The organism is Rhizobium sp. B21/90 (assembly GCF_019355815.1).
Lineage (GTDB): Bacteria > Pseudomonadota > Alphaproteobacteria > Rhizobiales > Rhizobiaceae > Rhizobium > Rhizobium rhododendri.
The window spans coordinates 692446-708169 of the sequence record NZ_CP072163.1 but is presented as its reverse complement, the minus strand read 5'-3'; the positions used below and the strand labels follow the sequence as shown (position 1 = coordinate 708169).

Annotated in this window: 13 protein-coding genes and 1 pseudogene; 13 read left to right on the top strand and 1 reads right to left on the bottom strand. The window is 56.9% G+C overall.

Going from position 1 to position 15724, the window contains the following annotated elements:
* Positions 1-83: 83 nt before the first annotated feature.
* The 7 genes and pseudogenes from denD (at position 84) to J5278_RS21370 (ending at position 8644) form a co-directional block, all read left to right on the top strand.
* Entirely contained in the window at positions 84-1052 is a 969-nt protein-coding gene (gene denD / locus J5278_RS21400) for a D-erythronate dehydrogenase (protein ID WP_209188288.1), read from the top strand.
* A 532-nt stretch (positions 1053-1584) separates the two neighbouring features.
* Positions 1585-1899 carry a helix-turn-helix transcriptional regulator gene (locus J5278_RS21395; RefSeq protein WP_142832375.1) on the top strand — a complete coding sequence of 105 codons (315 nt, stop codon included), beginning with the start codon at positions 1585-1587 and terminating at the stop codon, positions 1897-1899.
* 1 nt (position 1900) lies between these two features.
* Positions 1901-3172: a type II toxin-antitoxin system HipA family toxin gene (locus J5278_RS21390; protein ID WP_219259050.1), complete on the top strand. Its 1272-nt coding sequence runs from the start codon at positions 1901-1903 to the stop codon at positions 3170-3172.
* 305 nt (positions 3173-3477) lie between these two features.
* Positions 3478-4077: pseudogene (locus tag J5278_RS21385) on the top strand (IS3 family transposase); the annotation flags it as partial.
* Between the two features lie 687 nt (positions 4078-4764).
* A complete protein-coding gene (gene istA / locus J5278_RS21380) occupies positions 4765-6318 on the top strand; it encodes an IS21 family transposase (protein ID WP_111221723.1) in 1554 nt (517 codons plus the stop codon).
* 11 nt (positions 6319-6329) lie between these two features.
* On the top strand, positions 6330-7106 hold the full coding sequence (gene istB / locus J5278_RS21375; RefSeq protein ID WP_111221724.1) for an IS21-like element helper ATPase IstB: 777 nt from the start codon (positions 6330-6332) through the stop codon (positions 7104-7106).
* A 602-nt stretch (positions 7107-7708) separates the two neighbouring features.
* Positions 7709-8644, top strand: coding sequence for a helix-turn-helix domain-containing GNAT family N-acetyltransferase (locus J5278_RS21370; protein WP_209188286.1), 936 nt, complete (start codon positions 7709-7711; stop codon positions 8642-8644).
* Positions 8645-8979: 335 nt separating this feature from the next.
* On the opposite strand, the gene J5278_RS21365 is transcribed toward J5278_RS21370, so the two are convergent.
* Positions 8980-9948 carry a GlxA family transcriptional regulator gene (locus tag J5278_RS21365; protein ID WP_142831742.1) on the bottom strand — a complete coding sequence of 323 codons (969 nt, stop codon included), beginning with the start codon at positions 9946-9948 and terminating at the stop codon, positions 8980-8982.
* 231 nt (positions 9949-10179) lie between these two features.
* Here J5278_RS21365 and J5278_RS21360 point away from each other — a divergent pair, with 231 nt between their 5' ends.
* The 6 genes from J5278_RS21360 to J5278_RS21335 all read left to right on the top strand — a co-directional run bounded on the left by J5278_RS21360 (position 10180) and on the right by J5278_RS21335 (position 15578).
* On the top strand, positions 10180-10863 hold the full coding sequence (locus J5278_RS21360) for an HD domain-containing protein (protein WP_209183091.1): 684 nt from the start codon (positions 10180-10182) through the stop codon (positions 10861-10863).
* Positions 10864-10916: 53 nt separating this feature from the next.
* Positions 10917-11591, top strand: a complete 675-nt coding sequence (locus J5278_RS21355) for an alpha/beta fold hydrolase (RefSeq protein WP_142831740.1) — start codon at positions 10917-10919, stop codon at positions 11589-11591.
* A 49-nt stretch (positions 11592-11640) separates the two neighbouring features.
* A complete protein-coding gene (locus J5278_RS21350) occupies positions 11641-12444 on the top strand; it encodes an alpha/beta fold hydrolase (protein WP_209183089.1) in 804 nt (267 codons plus the stop codon).
* 69 nt (positions 12445-12513) lie between these two features.
* Complete coding sequence (locus J5278_RS21345; protein WP_209229178.1) at positions 12514-13284, top strand: MBL fold metallo-hydrolase; 771 nt, start codon at positions 12514-12516, stop codon at positions 13282-13284.
* Positions 13285-14032: 748 nt separating this feature from the next.
* Positions 14033-14383 carry a hypothetical protein gene (locus J5278_RS21340; protein WP_142831737.1) on the top strand — a complete coding sequence of 117 codons (351 nt, stop codon included), beginning with the start codon at positions 14033-14035 and terminating at the stop codon, positions 14381-14383.
* 442 nt (positions 14384-14825) lie between these two features.
* Entirely contained in the window at positions 14826-15578 is a 753-nt protein-coding gene (locus J5278_RS21335) for a hypothetical protein (protein WP_142831736.1), read from the top strand.
* The last annotated feature ends 146 nt before the right edge of the window (positions 15579-15724 follow it).

Genomic DNA, 15724 nt, shown 5'->3' with positions numbered 1-15724 from the left:
TTTCACCACTAAGGTGTGCATGGGCGATGGGCAAAGAGCTACGACCCGCTGCCGAACATGATACTTTATATGGGAGTGTAGTCATGCGTATTGCCATCCTGGGAGCAGCTGGAATGCTCGGGCGAAGACTGACCGAGCGCCTTGCGGCCGAAGGAGAGCTTGCTGGAAAGGCCATCACGGCGTTTACCCTTCACGATATTGTGCCGGCGGCGCGTGTAAACGGTAACTTTGACGTCGATGTTCTGACGTCTGACTTTTCGGACCAAGGAGAGGCAGAGCGTATCCTGTTGTATCGTCCTGACGTGATCTTTCATCTTGCTGCGGTGGTATCGGGAGAGGCGGAAGCCGACCTCGAGAAAGGCTACCGGGTCAACTTAGAGGGGACCCGCGCGCTACTCAATGCCGTTCGCACGATCGGACAAGATTACCGACCGCGTTTCGTGTTCACATCCTCGATTGCGGTTTTCGGCGCGCCACTTCCGGATGTCATTCCAGATGATTATCTCCCGCGTCCCCTATCAAGCTATGGCGCACAAAAGGCGATGGGGGAGCTTCTCGTCGCCGACTATGCCAGGCGCGGGATCATAGATGGCTTGAGTATACGCCTCCCGACGATTTGCGTGCGACCCGGTAAACCCAATAAGGCGGCGTCGAGTTTCTATTCGAGCATCATCCGCGAGCCCCTGAACGGCGAAGAAGCCGTCCTCCCCGTATCGCGCGACATTCGCCATTGGTTCGCTTCACCGCGGAAGGCGGTAGATTTCCTCATCAGGGCCGCAGAGGTTGCGGGCCCGGACCTCACTGTCCGGGCGTTGACGATGCCTGGCGTCTCAGCGTCGGTGGAAGACCAAATCGAAGCCTTGCGGAAGGTTGCCGGTGACGATGCAGTGGCCCTCATTCGCGAAGAGCCCGATCCGGCGATTCACATGATTGTCAGCTCCTGGCCCAAATCCTTTGACGCACGCCTCGCTCTGGATCTTGGCTTTGTCCCAGATGCCAGTTTCGATGAGATCGTTCAGATCTATTGCCGTGATGAACTCAAGTGCGGCTGACACACAGTGTTGGCCCTATCCGCATAGCAGAGGTACTTCGGCCGAGCCGCTTTGCTATAGACTTTGCCGCCAGAAATTACGAACGCAAAATCGTGATCCATGTATTCACTCCCAGCAGCTCCGGTATAATTTCTCTCCATATCGGCAATTTTCGGCTCCCCACGCTGTAAACCAAGACGTTCAGCTCAGGACATTTTAATTTGCTTACGGCAGCATATTCTTTTCGGACCCAGATTTGGGTAGATAGACAAGAGATTATAGCCTCTATCCTGACTATTCCTCCCGTGAAAAATGGCTCATTTTTCCGGTGTTAGGTAGCAACTGCCACCAACAATCTCATCGACTTCCTTGGGATCGTCTTAGAGCGTGCGAGCCGCTCCATGACCTGACCAACATGGCCGACAAGTAGTATTGTGGAATGCATGAGGCCGTGTCGGAATCCGTTCAAATGACGGAATGAGCGATAGCTCTTGTATTCGCCCAAAAGAACATATAATTTCATAAAATTACCCTAAAGAGAAAATATAAGTTCATGTCAAAGAACTCCGCGTCGCTTGAGATCCTGACTGACGCGACATTGGTTGCGCTGGAGACGCTTGGCTCTCACCTGCGCATCGCCCGCGAGCGCAGAGGAGACAGTCTGAAGACTATGGCTACACGAATGGGGACTTCTATCCCCACGTTGCGCAGGATGGAGGCGGGCGATGCAAGGGTGTCTATAGGTGTTTATGCTGTGGCGCTTTGGATTTTTGGAAAGTCCGAAAAGCTTTCCGAGCTCCTCGAGCCTGGCGAGGACGAGTACGCCATAATGATCGACGTGAACCGGGCAAGCCGAAAGAGAGGGTAGCATGGGCGACTTCCGAGGAAATTCTCTTGCGGTCTGGTATCTTGAAAATCCGCTCGATCCGCGCTTTGTTGGGCAGGTGAAGCTTGAGGCGAGCAATCGGAGATGCCTTCTTGAACTGGATGACGAGTGGAGGCGTTCGGGATTTCCTCTGTCTCCAGACCTCACCCTTGACAAGAAGGTGCATGCCCCCTTGAAGGACATGGTGGCTCCTGGAGCAATCGAAGACGCCATGCCGGATCGCTGGGGTGAGCGCATGATCAGGGTCGTCTCGCGCCCATCGCGCATGAGTCCTCTCGACAAGCTCTGGTATGCGGGCGACCGGCGTTTTGGTGCGCTTGGGATGTCTTCCAGCTTCGACGAGTATCGCCCTGTCAACGAACAGCCACTGATGAGTTTGGATTCCCTCCAAGAGGCGGAGGCACTAATTGCACGCGTCCTTGAACGTGAACCTCTCACCGAACGTGAAAGGCAACTCATTGCGAGCGCCGGCAGCATGGGCGGTGCCCATCCCAAGATGCTAATCGAAGACGATGCAGGAGAGTGGATCGCCAAATTTCCGCGTGGCAGCAACGTGGATCAACTCCTTGTCGAGCATGCCTGCATGGAATTGGGCCGCCGAGCTGGCCTACACGTCGCGTCGTCACAGGTTATTCCCGGCGGGATCGACCATATTCTGATGGTTCGTCGGTTTGACCGTGTAGACGACCAGCGCGTGCATGCTGTTTCAGCGCGCACGCTGCTGTCTCCGGAGGCGGACGATAGTTATGCCACCATTGCTGCGATTATCCGGCGGCATGGCATTCCCGACCGCATTCATTACATGCAGCGTGAACTGTTCCGCAGAATGGCGTTCAACATCATGATAGACAATACTGATGATCATACAAAGAACCATGCCTTTCTTCATGCCGAAGATGGATGGCTGCTGTCGCCGGCTTTCGACATTCCGACCCAGATGAACGGTCTCGGCCAGCAGGCGATCCAGATCTCCTCGAGTCCGAAGTTCCGGAACGACTTTAGCATCGCACACGCCGTGGCGGCAGCGCCACACTTCGGCATGTCCAAAGAGGATGCCCGGCACGAATGGAACCAGATGGCCGGATGGATAGGAAGATGGCGTGACATCTTTTCAGAATGCGGTGTCACAGGGGGCGACATCGACTACCTTGGCGACATCTTGGATTCACCGGCGATACTCGAGCATCGCCGGGAGGCAATTGAGCCGTCGGATATCGGTTCATCTGATGATCCGGACGACGGATGTCGTCACTAGACTGGCGCTCTCGCGGGCTTCACTTGGTGGCATTTACTACCTAATTCCGCATTTTTCTGCGTTCGCGATTGCCTTTACCAATGACAGGATTTTCCAGCGAACGTGCTCGTCGACAATCTGGGCAAAGGACTTGTTGAGATCGAGACCTTCGATAGTACCCACAAAATGGAATAATTCGTCTTTCTCGCTAAGCGGCTTTCCGATTATAGGCTCACTTACTTCGAAGAAATGAGACACGGGAACAGAGCTGGCTCGGGAAATCTGCACAGTGGGATAAGTGGAATTTTTGCCTGACTTCGGCTTAGATGTCGGGAACAGGAGAGACCATTACAAGACGACCGCGCCGGAACCATAGCCCGGCTTTCAAGGCAAAGGTGGCGCTCGCCGCCATCCGAGGCGAGCAGACGCTGGTGGAATTATCCCAACAGTTCGACGTGCACGCCACCCAAATCAAGCAGTGGAAAGACCAGCTCCTTGAGGGGGCGACAGGAGTTTTCGGTGATGAAGCTAAGGCGGAACCGGCGGGTCCAACCGGCGATGTCAAAACACTACACGCCAAGATCGGCGAGCTGACACTGGAGAACGATTTTTTTATCCGGTGCGCTTGGCAAGGCGGGATTGCTGGGCGGAAAGAAATGATCGACCGCGAGCACAAACTCTCCGTGTCACGCCAGGCAAAGCTTTTCGGCTTCAGCCGTGGCAGCGTCTATTATCGTTCTCGTCAGGTGTGTGACGGTGATCTGGCCCTTATGCGCCGGATCGACGAACTGCATCTCGATTACCCGTTTGCCAGAAGTCGGATGTTGCAAGGGCTCTTGAGAGGAGAAGGGCTGGAAGCTGGGCGGCTGCACTTCGCCACGCTGATGAAGAAGATGGGCATCGAGGCGATCTATCGCCGCCCAAACTGCGGACAAAAGGTGAGCACCAGCGGCCGCACCAGTGACAATGATGCCCCAGAATGCCGGTCGGCAATCCTTCAAGGATCGCAGGCTCGGTCAAAGGCGGCGTGTCAGCAGGGTCGGATGCCTCGTTCGGTGTCGTCACCGAAGCCACTATCACATCAACATCGGCATCGCTGGCGAGTGAACCATGGTGCGTCACTTTATTGTGGCGGGCCCGATATCGGCGGCTGCGGGCTGCATGAGCAAAGCGGCCCTTCCGGCTCGTCTGATAACGCCTGGCGACATCCCGACGCCGCTCGGCACGGGCGACACGCGCGCAGCCTCCGGCGCAATAAATCTGTCCGCGGTCGCAGCATCGGCAGATCAGCACTTGTCCCCGGCAACGCTCGCACAGAAAAAAGCGTCCAGTATCGTGTTCATCTGCTCCATGGCAGCTGCCATGACATGGACGTGAAGCCCCGTCTGCGCCATAATAACCCGGCATTCGTGTTCCGCACGGTGTAGGGCGCGCCGCCGGGTTGCGGGTTTCACAAAGTCCCGGACAAAGATTTCAGTAAGTCGCGGACACCGAATTCAGAAAGTTCGGGACAGCAAATTCAATAAGTCGCGGACAGAAGCGACAGCGGATTTAGATCGAATCTCGTGAGCGCCGATCTGGCAATTTGTTCTCGTGTTTTAAGCGAGGATCTAATGCCTAGACGGAAACAAGCGAGACATACTGATGTGAAAGACATTCGATCGATACTGCGGCTGACGTTCGAGCAGGAATTGTCGATACGCGCCGTTTCTGAGCGGCTGAAGATGAGCAAGACGTCGGTCTCAACGTATCTGCTGCGGGCGCGGGAGGCGGGGCTTGCAGCATGGCCACTTCCACCCGGTCTGGATGATGACGAGCTCCTGGAGCAGCGACTATTCCGGCGGATGGGGCGACCTCCTCGAGACAGCGAGGAACCGAACTGGCCGAAAGTGGCCAGCGAGTTGAAACGCAAAGGCGTGACGCTCAACCTGCTATGGCAGGAATACCGGGAGGTCCATCCGGATGGATACGGCTACACCTGGTTCTGCTGCCGATTTGCTGATTATGAGAGCCGCGCCAAACCCACCTATCGCAGTCGTCATGTGGCTGGTGTCGCGATGGAATGCGACTATGCCGGCCATACGATCCCGATCATCGATCCGTCTTCTGGCGAGATCCGGGCAGCACAGATTTATGTGGCCGTGCTGAGTGCATCGCAATTGGTGTTCTCCTATGCCAGCTTCAGTCAGAAGCTGCCGGATTGGATCGAGGCGAACCAGCGAGCCTTCAGTTACTTCGGTGGGGTGACGAAGACAACGATCTGCGACAACCTCAAATCCGCGATTGCCAAGGCTCTCTGGTTCGAACCGACGTTGAACGCGACATTTGCTGCCTTCGCCGAACACTACGATACGACCGTATTGCCAGCACGGCCGCGGCGTCCTCGGGATAAACCATCCGCGGAGGGATCGGTTTTAATCGTCGAGAGGTGGGTTCTGGCCAGACTTCGAAACGACCGTTTCTTCAGCCTTGTCGATCTCAATATCCGCATCAGCGCTCTGATCGAGGACCTTAACACCCGTACGATGCGTCGGTATGGAAAATCCCGGCGAGCCCTGTTCGATGAGGTCGAGCGCTCCCAGCTCAAGCCACTGCCGCCAACGCCGTTTGAATACGCGGAATGGAAGGTCGCCAAGGTTCATCCCGATTACCATGTCGACGTCGACAAGACGTTCTATTCCGTGCCGCACGGTCTGATCGGCAGGAAGGTCGATATCAGGCTGACGTATCGAGCGGTCGAGATCTTCTTTGACCACAAGCGGGTCGCCAGCCACATCCGAAGCTCCCAGCGTTCCGGCCATATCACTGTCAATGAGCATATGCCGAAAGCTCACCAGCGCTATGCAAACACGACGCCTCACACGTTGCGCAAGGAAGCGGCGAAGGTTGGGGCCAATACTGCGATATTTATCGAGCGTCTGCTTAGCGATCGGCCGCACCCGGAGCAAGGCTACAGATCCGCTCAGGGCATTCTCTCCCTGGCGCGTCGTTACGAAACCGATCGGCTGGAATTGGCCTGTGAGCGTGCGTTGGTCATCAATGCGCTGACCTATTCGTCTGTCGCCAACATTCTCAGATCTGGTCTCGATCAGGCTCCTGCCGCAAGCGAGACCGTGAAGCCGGCACCGCCGCACGGCAATATCCGCGGCAAAACCTACTACCAATGAAAGGACATCTAATGCTGACACATCCAACACTGGACCAGATGAGTGCGCTTGGTCTTGCCGGAATGGCAACCGCCTATCGCGAACTTATCGAGCAAGTTCATGGAAATGATCTTAGCTTTGACGAACGGCTTGGCCTGATGCTCGACCGCGAGATCGCACTACGAACCGACCGACGGCTGACCAATCGGCTCGCCACAGCAAAGCTTCGATTTGCCAATGCCTCGATCGAAGACATCGATTTTAGATCTCACCGCGGCCTTGATCGTCGCAATGTCTTGTCCTTGGCGCAGGGCGCATGGCTGAAGGCAAACGAGAACCTGATCCTGACAGGCCAAACGGGCACTGGAAAAACTTGGATCGCCTGCGCCTTTGCGAGACAGGCGGCCCGCCTCGACTACTCTGTCCTCTACGTTCGTATGCCGCGGCTCTTCGAGGATCTCGCACTTGCCAGGCTCGATGGACGCTTTCCGCGCCTCATCGACAAGCTGGCACGTGTTCAGTTGCTGGTGTTGGATGACTGGGGAACCCATACCCTGAATGACCGACAGCGCCTCGATTTGCTCGAAATCTTCGAGGAGCGATATCGAAGGAAATCGACCCTGATCACAGCTCAGCTTCCGGTGGCCGCCTGGCACGAAATGATTGGAGAAGCCACTTTGGCCGATGCGATTTTGGATCGCATTGTTCACAACGCCCACCGCATCACTCTCGAAGGCGACAGCATGCGCAAACGAAAAACGCCGACGCTCTTGACCGGCGACGAAATAACCGAACACAATCACGCGTAACAGCAACAAGGCAACCGGGATTCGATCGCATCCGTTGTCCGCGACTTAGCGAAACGCTTGTCCGCGACTTGCTGAAACCGCTGTCCCGATTTAGCGAAATCCGCAGCCGGGTAGAGTTAGCCGTTCAGTCGGCGCTGTGCCTGCCTTCATCGATCATCACGAAGATTACGGCAGGCGCAGCGCCTGTACCAGTCCTCACCCCCATCACCAGAAACCCCTCCGGTATACTTCTCGACGGCCTGGCCCTGACTTGCCTGCGCGCAGGCAAGTCAGGGCCAGGCAATCCGTCGAACGTCTACTCCGAAGTCACGAAAAACCGCCATGGGCGGCTCGGCACCGAATACCCGCACTTCTCAACGACCGTTCACAACTGCAGGGTAAATATCATGATCTGGAGCTGAGCCGCCGAGCTCTCGACCGGCCGACAAGTTCGATAGACGATTTCATCTGGTCGGCCCCCGAGGTCTCGGTTCGGCCGAGATGGACAGCGACGTCCGTGTGAGCAGACGCACAATAGGTGCACAACTGCAGGGCACGCGATCATTGACAATCGACCGTAGGACGTTACGATAGTTGTATGACGCAACCTTTTGAGTGTGACTATGGTATCCCTTCAGCATTCTGCTCTTGTTGATCCTGTTCGTGCGGCATCACGCGATCTGGTGCGTGAATTGGGTTTTACGGGGGCGTCTTTCGCCGGTACTGAACTCCCTCCGTCTGCGGTGCACGCCTTGATCGAGATTGAGAAAGGAAACGCCACCGCAGTCGAACTCGGCAAAGCTCTCAAGCTGGAAAAGTCGAGCGTGAGCCGCCTGCTGCGCAAGCTGATCGTGTCGCGCATGGTGGGCGAGAATCCTGGAAGAGATGATGGGCGAGTGAAGCTTCTGTCACTGACGCCCTTGGGCAGGGAGCGCGTTGCGGCCATCCATGCGTTTGCGCGGGCGCAAGTGTCGGATGCTCTTGCCCATCTTCGCCCCCAACAGGCCCGCATCGTGCTGGACGGGCTGCGACTTTACGCCGGGGCGCTCGGGAAGACCGTGCCCGCTCCAGTCATTGGGATCGCCGCTGGATACCAGCCAGGTCTCATTGCCCGCATCACGCAAATGCACGCCCTCTACTACACCAGGACATCGGGCTTCGGACAGCGGTTCGAGAGCGTCGTGGCGAGTGGTCTCGCTGAGTTCTGTGGCAGACTGGACAATCCGCAAAATGCGATCTGGACAGTTTTGCGAGACGGGGAGATCGTCGGATCGGTCGCAATCGACGGAGAAGATCTGGGGGCGGGCATCGCCCATCTGCGCTGGTTCATCATCGATGATGGCATACGTGGTACCGGCGCCGGGCGAAAGTTGTTGTCTGCAGCACTGGACTTCGTAGACGCTCAGGCATTCGTCGAAACTCATCTTTGGACCTTTGGAGGGCTCGATGCGGCCAGGCATCTTTATGAAGCTTATGGGTTCTCGCTCATAGAGGAGCGGGCCGGCAACCAATGGGGAAGCGAGGTCTGCGAGCAACGCTTTGTCAGGGCGAGACCGTGACGGGAAACAAATGATTTCTGCTCAGGTTGATGGCGGGGCAAAGTTCGCCATGCAACAGGGTCATTTTTTGCACGACAAACCCTGTCGCAATGTGAGGCTCGACGGCAATTCCTGAACGGAGGTTTGTCGTATAAGTTGCTATAGTAGAAATAGTCGATATAAGCGTGCTTCGGGCTCCTCATACTAGGTGTCAGGGTCTTCAGGTGGCGATCGCTCTAGCGGCAGTTAGGACCGAATAGCGAGCGCTGTCGGGGTGTCGCAAGGTTTGTCGCGTTAGTCGCCCTTCATCGCACTCTAGCGACGCGAACCCTGGAGGAAAGTTCAAGTCAATTTTCTTATGACGCAATCCTAAAACTCTCCCTATATCGTAGGGGCGTCACACCGAGCTTGCGCTGGAAAGCACTACGCATCTGATCTGGACTGCCGAAACCGCAGTCGAACGCCACGACCTTGAGCGGATAGTCGGTTGCCTCGAGCAGGCTCCGCGCCTGATCTATTCGAATGCCCTCCACGAAGTCGTGGGGCGTTATATCCATCTCCCGTACGAACATTCGCGCGATGCTGCGCGAGCTGACACCTGCGATCTCAGCAAGCCGCTCGACCGGGAAAGCCTCGCCGACATGCTCCATGACATAAGCCTGGACCTTGGCCAGTGGCGTGACCGTCTCGCCTGGCGCTCGCAGCAGCGGACTGAACTGGGACTGGCCGCCTTGGCGTTGAGCCACGACGACGAGGCCTTTGGCACATGCCAGCGATACCGCAGATCCGTGATCTTCGCCGACGAGAGCGAGACTAAGGTCTATCCCTGCCGTGACACCTGCCGACGTCACGAGGCGATCGTCACGGGCGTGTATCCGGTCATGCTCCACACGAGCAGTCGGGAACATGGCTGCAAGCTGGGCTGAACATATCCAGTGGGTGGTCACCGTCCGGCCGTCAATAAGACCGGCGTGCCCGAGCGCGAATGTGCCGTTGCATATGGAGCCGTAGCGCTCGGCCTGTGTTCCCCAGTTTTGGAGCCAGGCCGACATAGCGTCGTCTGGCGCTCTACCGGGAAGACCGGGTCCGCCAGCAACCAGCACCGTATTGAATTCGCGACTGGCTTCTTCGTAGTCGAGATCGGGCATCATCCACATGCCGTTCGAACTTTGGACAGGTGTCTTGCTCCCAGCCACCAGCAGGCATCGATAGTGGTCTTCAGCCGGAAGAAACCCATTGGCTGCGGCGAACACATCGAGCGGTCCCGCGACGTCCAACGCCTGAACGCCGTCATGAATGACCACTGCCACCTCCCTTATTGCCATGGCCTACCATCCGATCGCAAATTTTACGCTGAGGCAGGTTATCACACACAGTTGGCAGTTTCTCAATGTCCGCCGTCGTTGCGGTCAGAACGCCCATCTGCGATCAAGGAGGGGCGGAACACAACGCCGCCCCAGCCCTGACAAGGCGTTCAACGAACAAACGATCGCAAGGCTCGCAACCACCCCGATTTTGGGATGGCGGAGGCGTGTCTGCAGGTACGGAGAGAAGACATGGCACAAGGCAAAACGTCGACGATATCAGAAGCACTTTTCTCGAAGCCGGAGATCGACGGGGTCTCGATTCCCGACAGCGCGCTTTGCCGCGCCGTCACCGAGTTCGTCAGGGACACCGAGACCGAACTGTTGTTCAACCATTCAAGCCGCGTCTACTTCTTCGGCGCGATCGCCGGCCAAAAGCGCGGTCTCACAGTCAATCGCGAACTACTCTATGCCGCGACGATGTTCCATGACGTGGGTCTGATGCCATCGCACAGTAGCCCTCACCTACGGTTCGAAGTTGACGGCGCAAACGCTGCCCGCGATTTTCTGACGGCCCACAACGTCGATCCTTCCGATATCGAGAAGGTCTGGACTGGCATCGCCCTGCACACGACACCGGGCGTGCCCGAGTTCATGCACCCCGTCATTGCGCTGACTACGGCGGGTGTCGAGATGGACGTCCTCGGTCTGACCTACGACCAGTATGCCGACGACATCCGCGAAGCCGTAGTCGCCGCGTTTCCGCGCACACCCGCCTTCAAGGAAGATATCATTCAGGCCTTCTACGACGGCATCAAACATAAACCCGATACGACTTTCGGCAACGTCAAGGCGGACGTCATTGCCGACAAGGAGCCGCACTTCTGCCGCGGCAATTTCTGCTCCGTCATCCGGTGCTCAGGCTGGAATGCCTGATCGCACCCATCCTCAACCTCAAATCCATACCCAAATCATCACGGAGAAATACAATGGTTTCCAACGTCATTCTGGTTCACGGCGCATGGGCAGACGGTTCTTGCTGGAACAAGGTCATCCCGCTGCTGGCAGCTACTAATCGCACGGTTACGGCCGTGCAGCTTCCGCTGACAAGCTTCGAACAAGACGTCGCAGCAGTCCGCCGTGCGATTGCACTGGCCGACGGCGAGGTCATACTGGTCGGCCATAGTTATGCCGGCGCAGTCATTGGCGAAGCCGGGAACGATCCGAAGGTGGCGAGCCTTGTCTACGTCGACGCATTCGCGCCCGACGGCGGGGAATCCGCCGGTTCGCTCTTCGCACAGTTCGAAGCAGCGCCGCTGAACGGTGAAATCCGTCCGGACGCGGAAGGCTTCCTGAAACTGACGCAAGTGGGCATTTCGACGCTCTTCGCACAGGACCTCGATGCCGCAGAGCAGGCGCTTCTATATGCCACCCAGGGACCGGTCAACGGTGCAGCGCTTGGCGGGACGCTGACCCAGGCCGCATGGCGCACCCGGCCGACCTACTACCTGATCGGCGACCAGGACATGGCCATCCTGCCCGTGGAACAGGAGCGAATGGCGGCCCGTATGAACGCCACTGTTGCCCATGTCGATGCCAGCCATGTGCCGATGCTTTCGCATCCGGACGTCGTGGCCAACTTCATCCTCAAGGCTGCCGCTTAACCGAAGGCTTCCGCGACGGCGCTCGACCTCAGATAGAAGGACTATTGCAATGGACATCCATTCGAACGGCATACGACTCCATGTCGAGGACCGCGGTGTAGGTGCACCGGCTCTCGTCTTTCTGCACTACTGGGGCGGTTCGTCGCGGACGTGGCGGCACGTCATCGACGCTCTGCCACCCGGCTATCGCACGGTCGCGATAGACCAGCGCGGCTGGGGCGAGTCGGATGCGCCCGATGACGGATACGCCCTGAAAGACCTTGCGAACGATGCCTCTGGTGTGATCGATGTGCTGGGCCTCGATCGATACATCGTGGTGGGACATTCCATGGGCGGCAAGGTTGCGCAGCTTCTTGCCGCCCGCCAGCCAACAGGGCTGGTCGGATTGATACTGGTCGCCCCATCGCCGCCGTCGCCACTCGGCCTGCCGCTGGAAGTGAGAGAGGGGATGGTCGGTGCGTATACAAGCCGCGAGAGCGTCATCGCAACGGTCGAGCAAGTCCTTGCAGGCAGCCCGCTTGATCCTGACGATCTCGTCCGCGTGATCGCCGACAGCATGCGCGGCGCTCCGGCCGCCAAGGCGGCGTGGCCGCTCGCCGCCAGCCAGGAGGACATCACGAAGGCTGTTGTCGATGTGACGGTCCCGACGCTGGTAATTTCCGGTGAACTCGATCAGGTTGACCCTCCGTCCGTCCTGCAGAGGGAACTGCTACCGCGCATCCCGCAAGCGACATTGCACATTCTTCCGGGGGTAGGTCACCTTTCTCCGCTGGAAGCGCCGCGGGAGCTGGCCGGATTGATCCGAACCTTTGCTACTGCCATGGCCAAGGTCCCAATCCGTTCGCTGTTTTGATCATGCAGATATTTTCGACCCAGCCGCGTCGACTGTTGGGGCCAGGCAAGCGACCACGAGGATACCACCATGTTCGAAACAGAGATTATCCGCATTCCCATTCTGCCCCTGAAGATGGTCAATGCGCACGTCATTCGCTGCGAGGCCGGGTGCATCCTCGTCGACGCCGGAATACCCGGATCGGAGGGCAAGATCGGCCAGGTTCTCGGCCGGCACGGATTGTCGTTTCGTGACATCAAGCTGATAGTTGTCACCCATGCCCATACGGATCACGCCGGGAGCGCCGCCCGCCTTCGGGCGCTGTCAGGTGCGCCAATCCTCGCGCACGCGGACGATGTCGATTTCTACACCCGCGGGCGTCCCATGACCTACTGTCCGACCGGTCTGGTGGGAAAGCTGTTTTTTAGGACGCCTGCCCCTCATCAGCCCTATGAAGGCTTCGAGCCCGACATGCTGATGACCAACGGCGAGACGGTAAATCTCCTGAACTTTGGCGTCGACGGACTGGTACGCCACACGGCAGGTCACACCGCAGGTTCGATCTCTGTGGAGCTGGGGTCGCAGGACGTCCTGGTCGGAGACCTGCTCGCATCTGGAATTCTCATAGGAGGCGTGGCGTTCACGGGCCGTGCGATACGTCCGCCTTTCGAAGACGATCCACACGCAGTGGCCCGAGAATTAAACCGTATGGTAGAGGGCGGGAAGAGGCGCTTTTATATGGGCCATGGCGGCCCGCTTGGACCAGAGGAAGTTTTGCGCCATACAAAACGACTGTCGCATACTGCATCTCAATGCGGCCAGCATGGCAACTGCAATCATACCCGCCTAGAAGGGCTATAGTGATGAGGTTGCTTCAAGGTAGCGTGTCTAGCGCAGCGCAGTCAGGCTGTAAATCGGCTAGGGGTCCCGATGCCGATACGCATGATAAAACGCTTGTTATTCCTCACGTTGATAGGGTCATTTCTGGGCTCTGACTCACACCGGAGGATAGACAACCTAAAAGGGTGACGGCGATCGATAGGGGAAAATCCCTGATGCGGACGCTCTTGCGGACAGCGGTTGCGACAACCCGCAAAGTCAGGGCAGCGATCTGATGCTGCCTCAACGTCTCAACGTCTCAATCAGCGTGATCGTCAGTCACAATTTGCCATGCCTGCACGTCTTAGGTGTGTGTTTCGTCTGTCGGCCTCGGCAGATCTTAAATGGACGATGCTCTTCCATGTTAAACAAGAGAGCTTTGCCGACGCGTTGGCACCCTGCCTGGCGCTATGAGACGGAGAGCGCGGGACGAGGGTTGACGACATTTGCAACCCGGCGCGAAACAATTTCGACGTTATCAGTCTTCAGCGGCATCGGAGATCGGGTTCGTGACTGCGAATGACGTCAAGACTAATTGGCAACGGCCGTTCGATTTGTGAACAGTTGTATCATCGAGTAATATTTGGTTAACTATAGGGCGAATAAGGGCCGGCGCTCTTATTGGTCCGCTTAGTATTAGCTGCTAGAAAAATACTCGAGCTTGCATCGTCGTTTTTAGCAGGATACGCCTGTATCTTGTCGACACCATCTTTGATACACAAGGACAGTTATGAGCGCCTGTTTTAAAGCCGGCAGGAACGTCGACATTGAATTGCGACTGATCTCCTATGCGGACGCTGCCCATGTCGATCGCGTCGACTATCAGCTGTCCGAGGATTCGCGAGAGGCGGTGGCGACGTTCAGGTGTGAGAGCTTTGGAGACTGCGTGGTATTCCTGGAGCTGAGCGACGAGGCCTTGGTTACGGAAAGCGATTTGGCGACCATGGCCATGCTTGCCAATGCGGAGCTCGAGAGGATCGTCTGCGACAGCGGTTATGGCGCGGTGTTCGATATCATAAGACAGAGCTCTCCCGTAACAGTCCCGGATCGTTTCAGGATCGAATACAAGCAGTTTCAATAGGTCGCCGTACCTTTCCCACAGTTTGCCGGAATTTCCGTTCCGTCGAAAAAGCATGTCAAAAGATTGGCGGTGTGAAGACCGCGACTGCCATCTCGCTTTGCCAATGTTGGCGGGTCTGGTGTTGAATGGTATCCAACTCGGCCACATCAACGTTCCCGGTACATAGGGCGCACGTCTATTCCGTCGCGCGACAACCAGAGTGTGAAACTGGTGGAAGCCCGCACGGCTCGCAGCCCTCGTTTTGCTGTTGCCGCCCGTTCACTGCGAAACCAGCAGAAATGCAAGCCATCGACGCCGGCGGCCAACCTAAAGTTGCGTGGCGAGGGGCTCGCGGCCCTTTGCAAATTAACCATATTGTGAACGGTGGAGGCGATCGATCGCGACGAGGATTGTTATGATTTTAATAAATCGTTAGGATCTTTTGGGGGCAAAGGAAAAGACGATGACGGTGCGCAATAAATCTTTACACCCTCTGGCTGCCACGACAAGCTTTGCGGCTCAAGGACTTGCCGCACTCAATCGGATTGAATACCGACGCGTCGTCGCCGGTAACGATCTCGAAGAGATTTTCCGCCTGCGATACAACGCCTATCGGCGCGAAGAACTGATCGAGTCCGATGCGTCCCATCAGAGCGCGGACGCCTATGACAGTTCGCCGAATGCCCAGATTTTCGGCCTCTATTTCGAGGATCGTCTCGCGAGCTCGCTTCGCATTCATTTCGCGACACCCACAGAGCGAACTTGTCCAACGAATTCGCATTTTCCCGGCGCTCTGGATTCCCATTTTGACAGAGGTTTCAAATTTATCGATTCCAGTCGCTTTTGCGCCGATTCATACCTGTCCGGTATCCTTCCATTTCTGCCCTTCATGACGATACGGCTGACGGCGATGGCATGCATCTTTTTCGACGCAGACTTCACGCTGTCCGTTATTCGTCCGGAGCATGCAGGCTTTTATAAGCGTTACTACGGCATGAAAAAATGGAGAGGCAGCCAGAAGGTCGACTGGTTCGCCCATGAAGTGGATCTCTACGCCAATGGAAAACTCGAAAACAGCGATTCCATCCTGAGTCGACTTCCTTTCTTCAGATCCCTGAGCTCAGAACGCAAACGCCTTTTCAGCACGCCGCCGGAGGGTGTGGAATCCGTTTCGGTCATTCCGTCGGCTGAAGCCGCAATATTGATCGCGCGTTAGATCTTTCGTTCCAACATTGCCTGCGACACCCGTTAACCGCACAGGTCGGTTTTTTTGTTCTAACAGGCAAATCGCGTCATCGTGGATGCCCCGATATCGTGTCTGACAAAAGGTCAATCGGACGCAATATAAGGCTTTTTATGCCG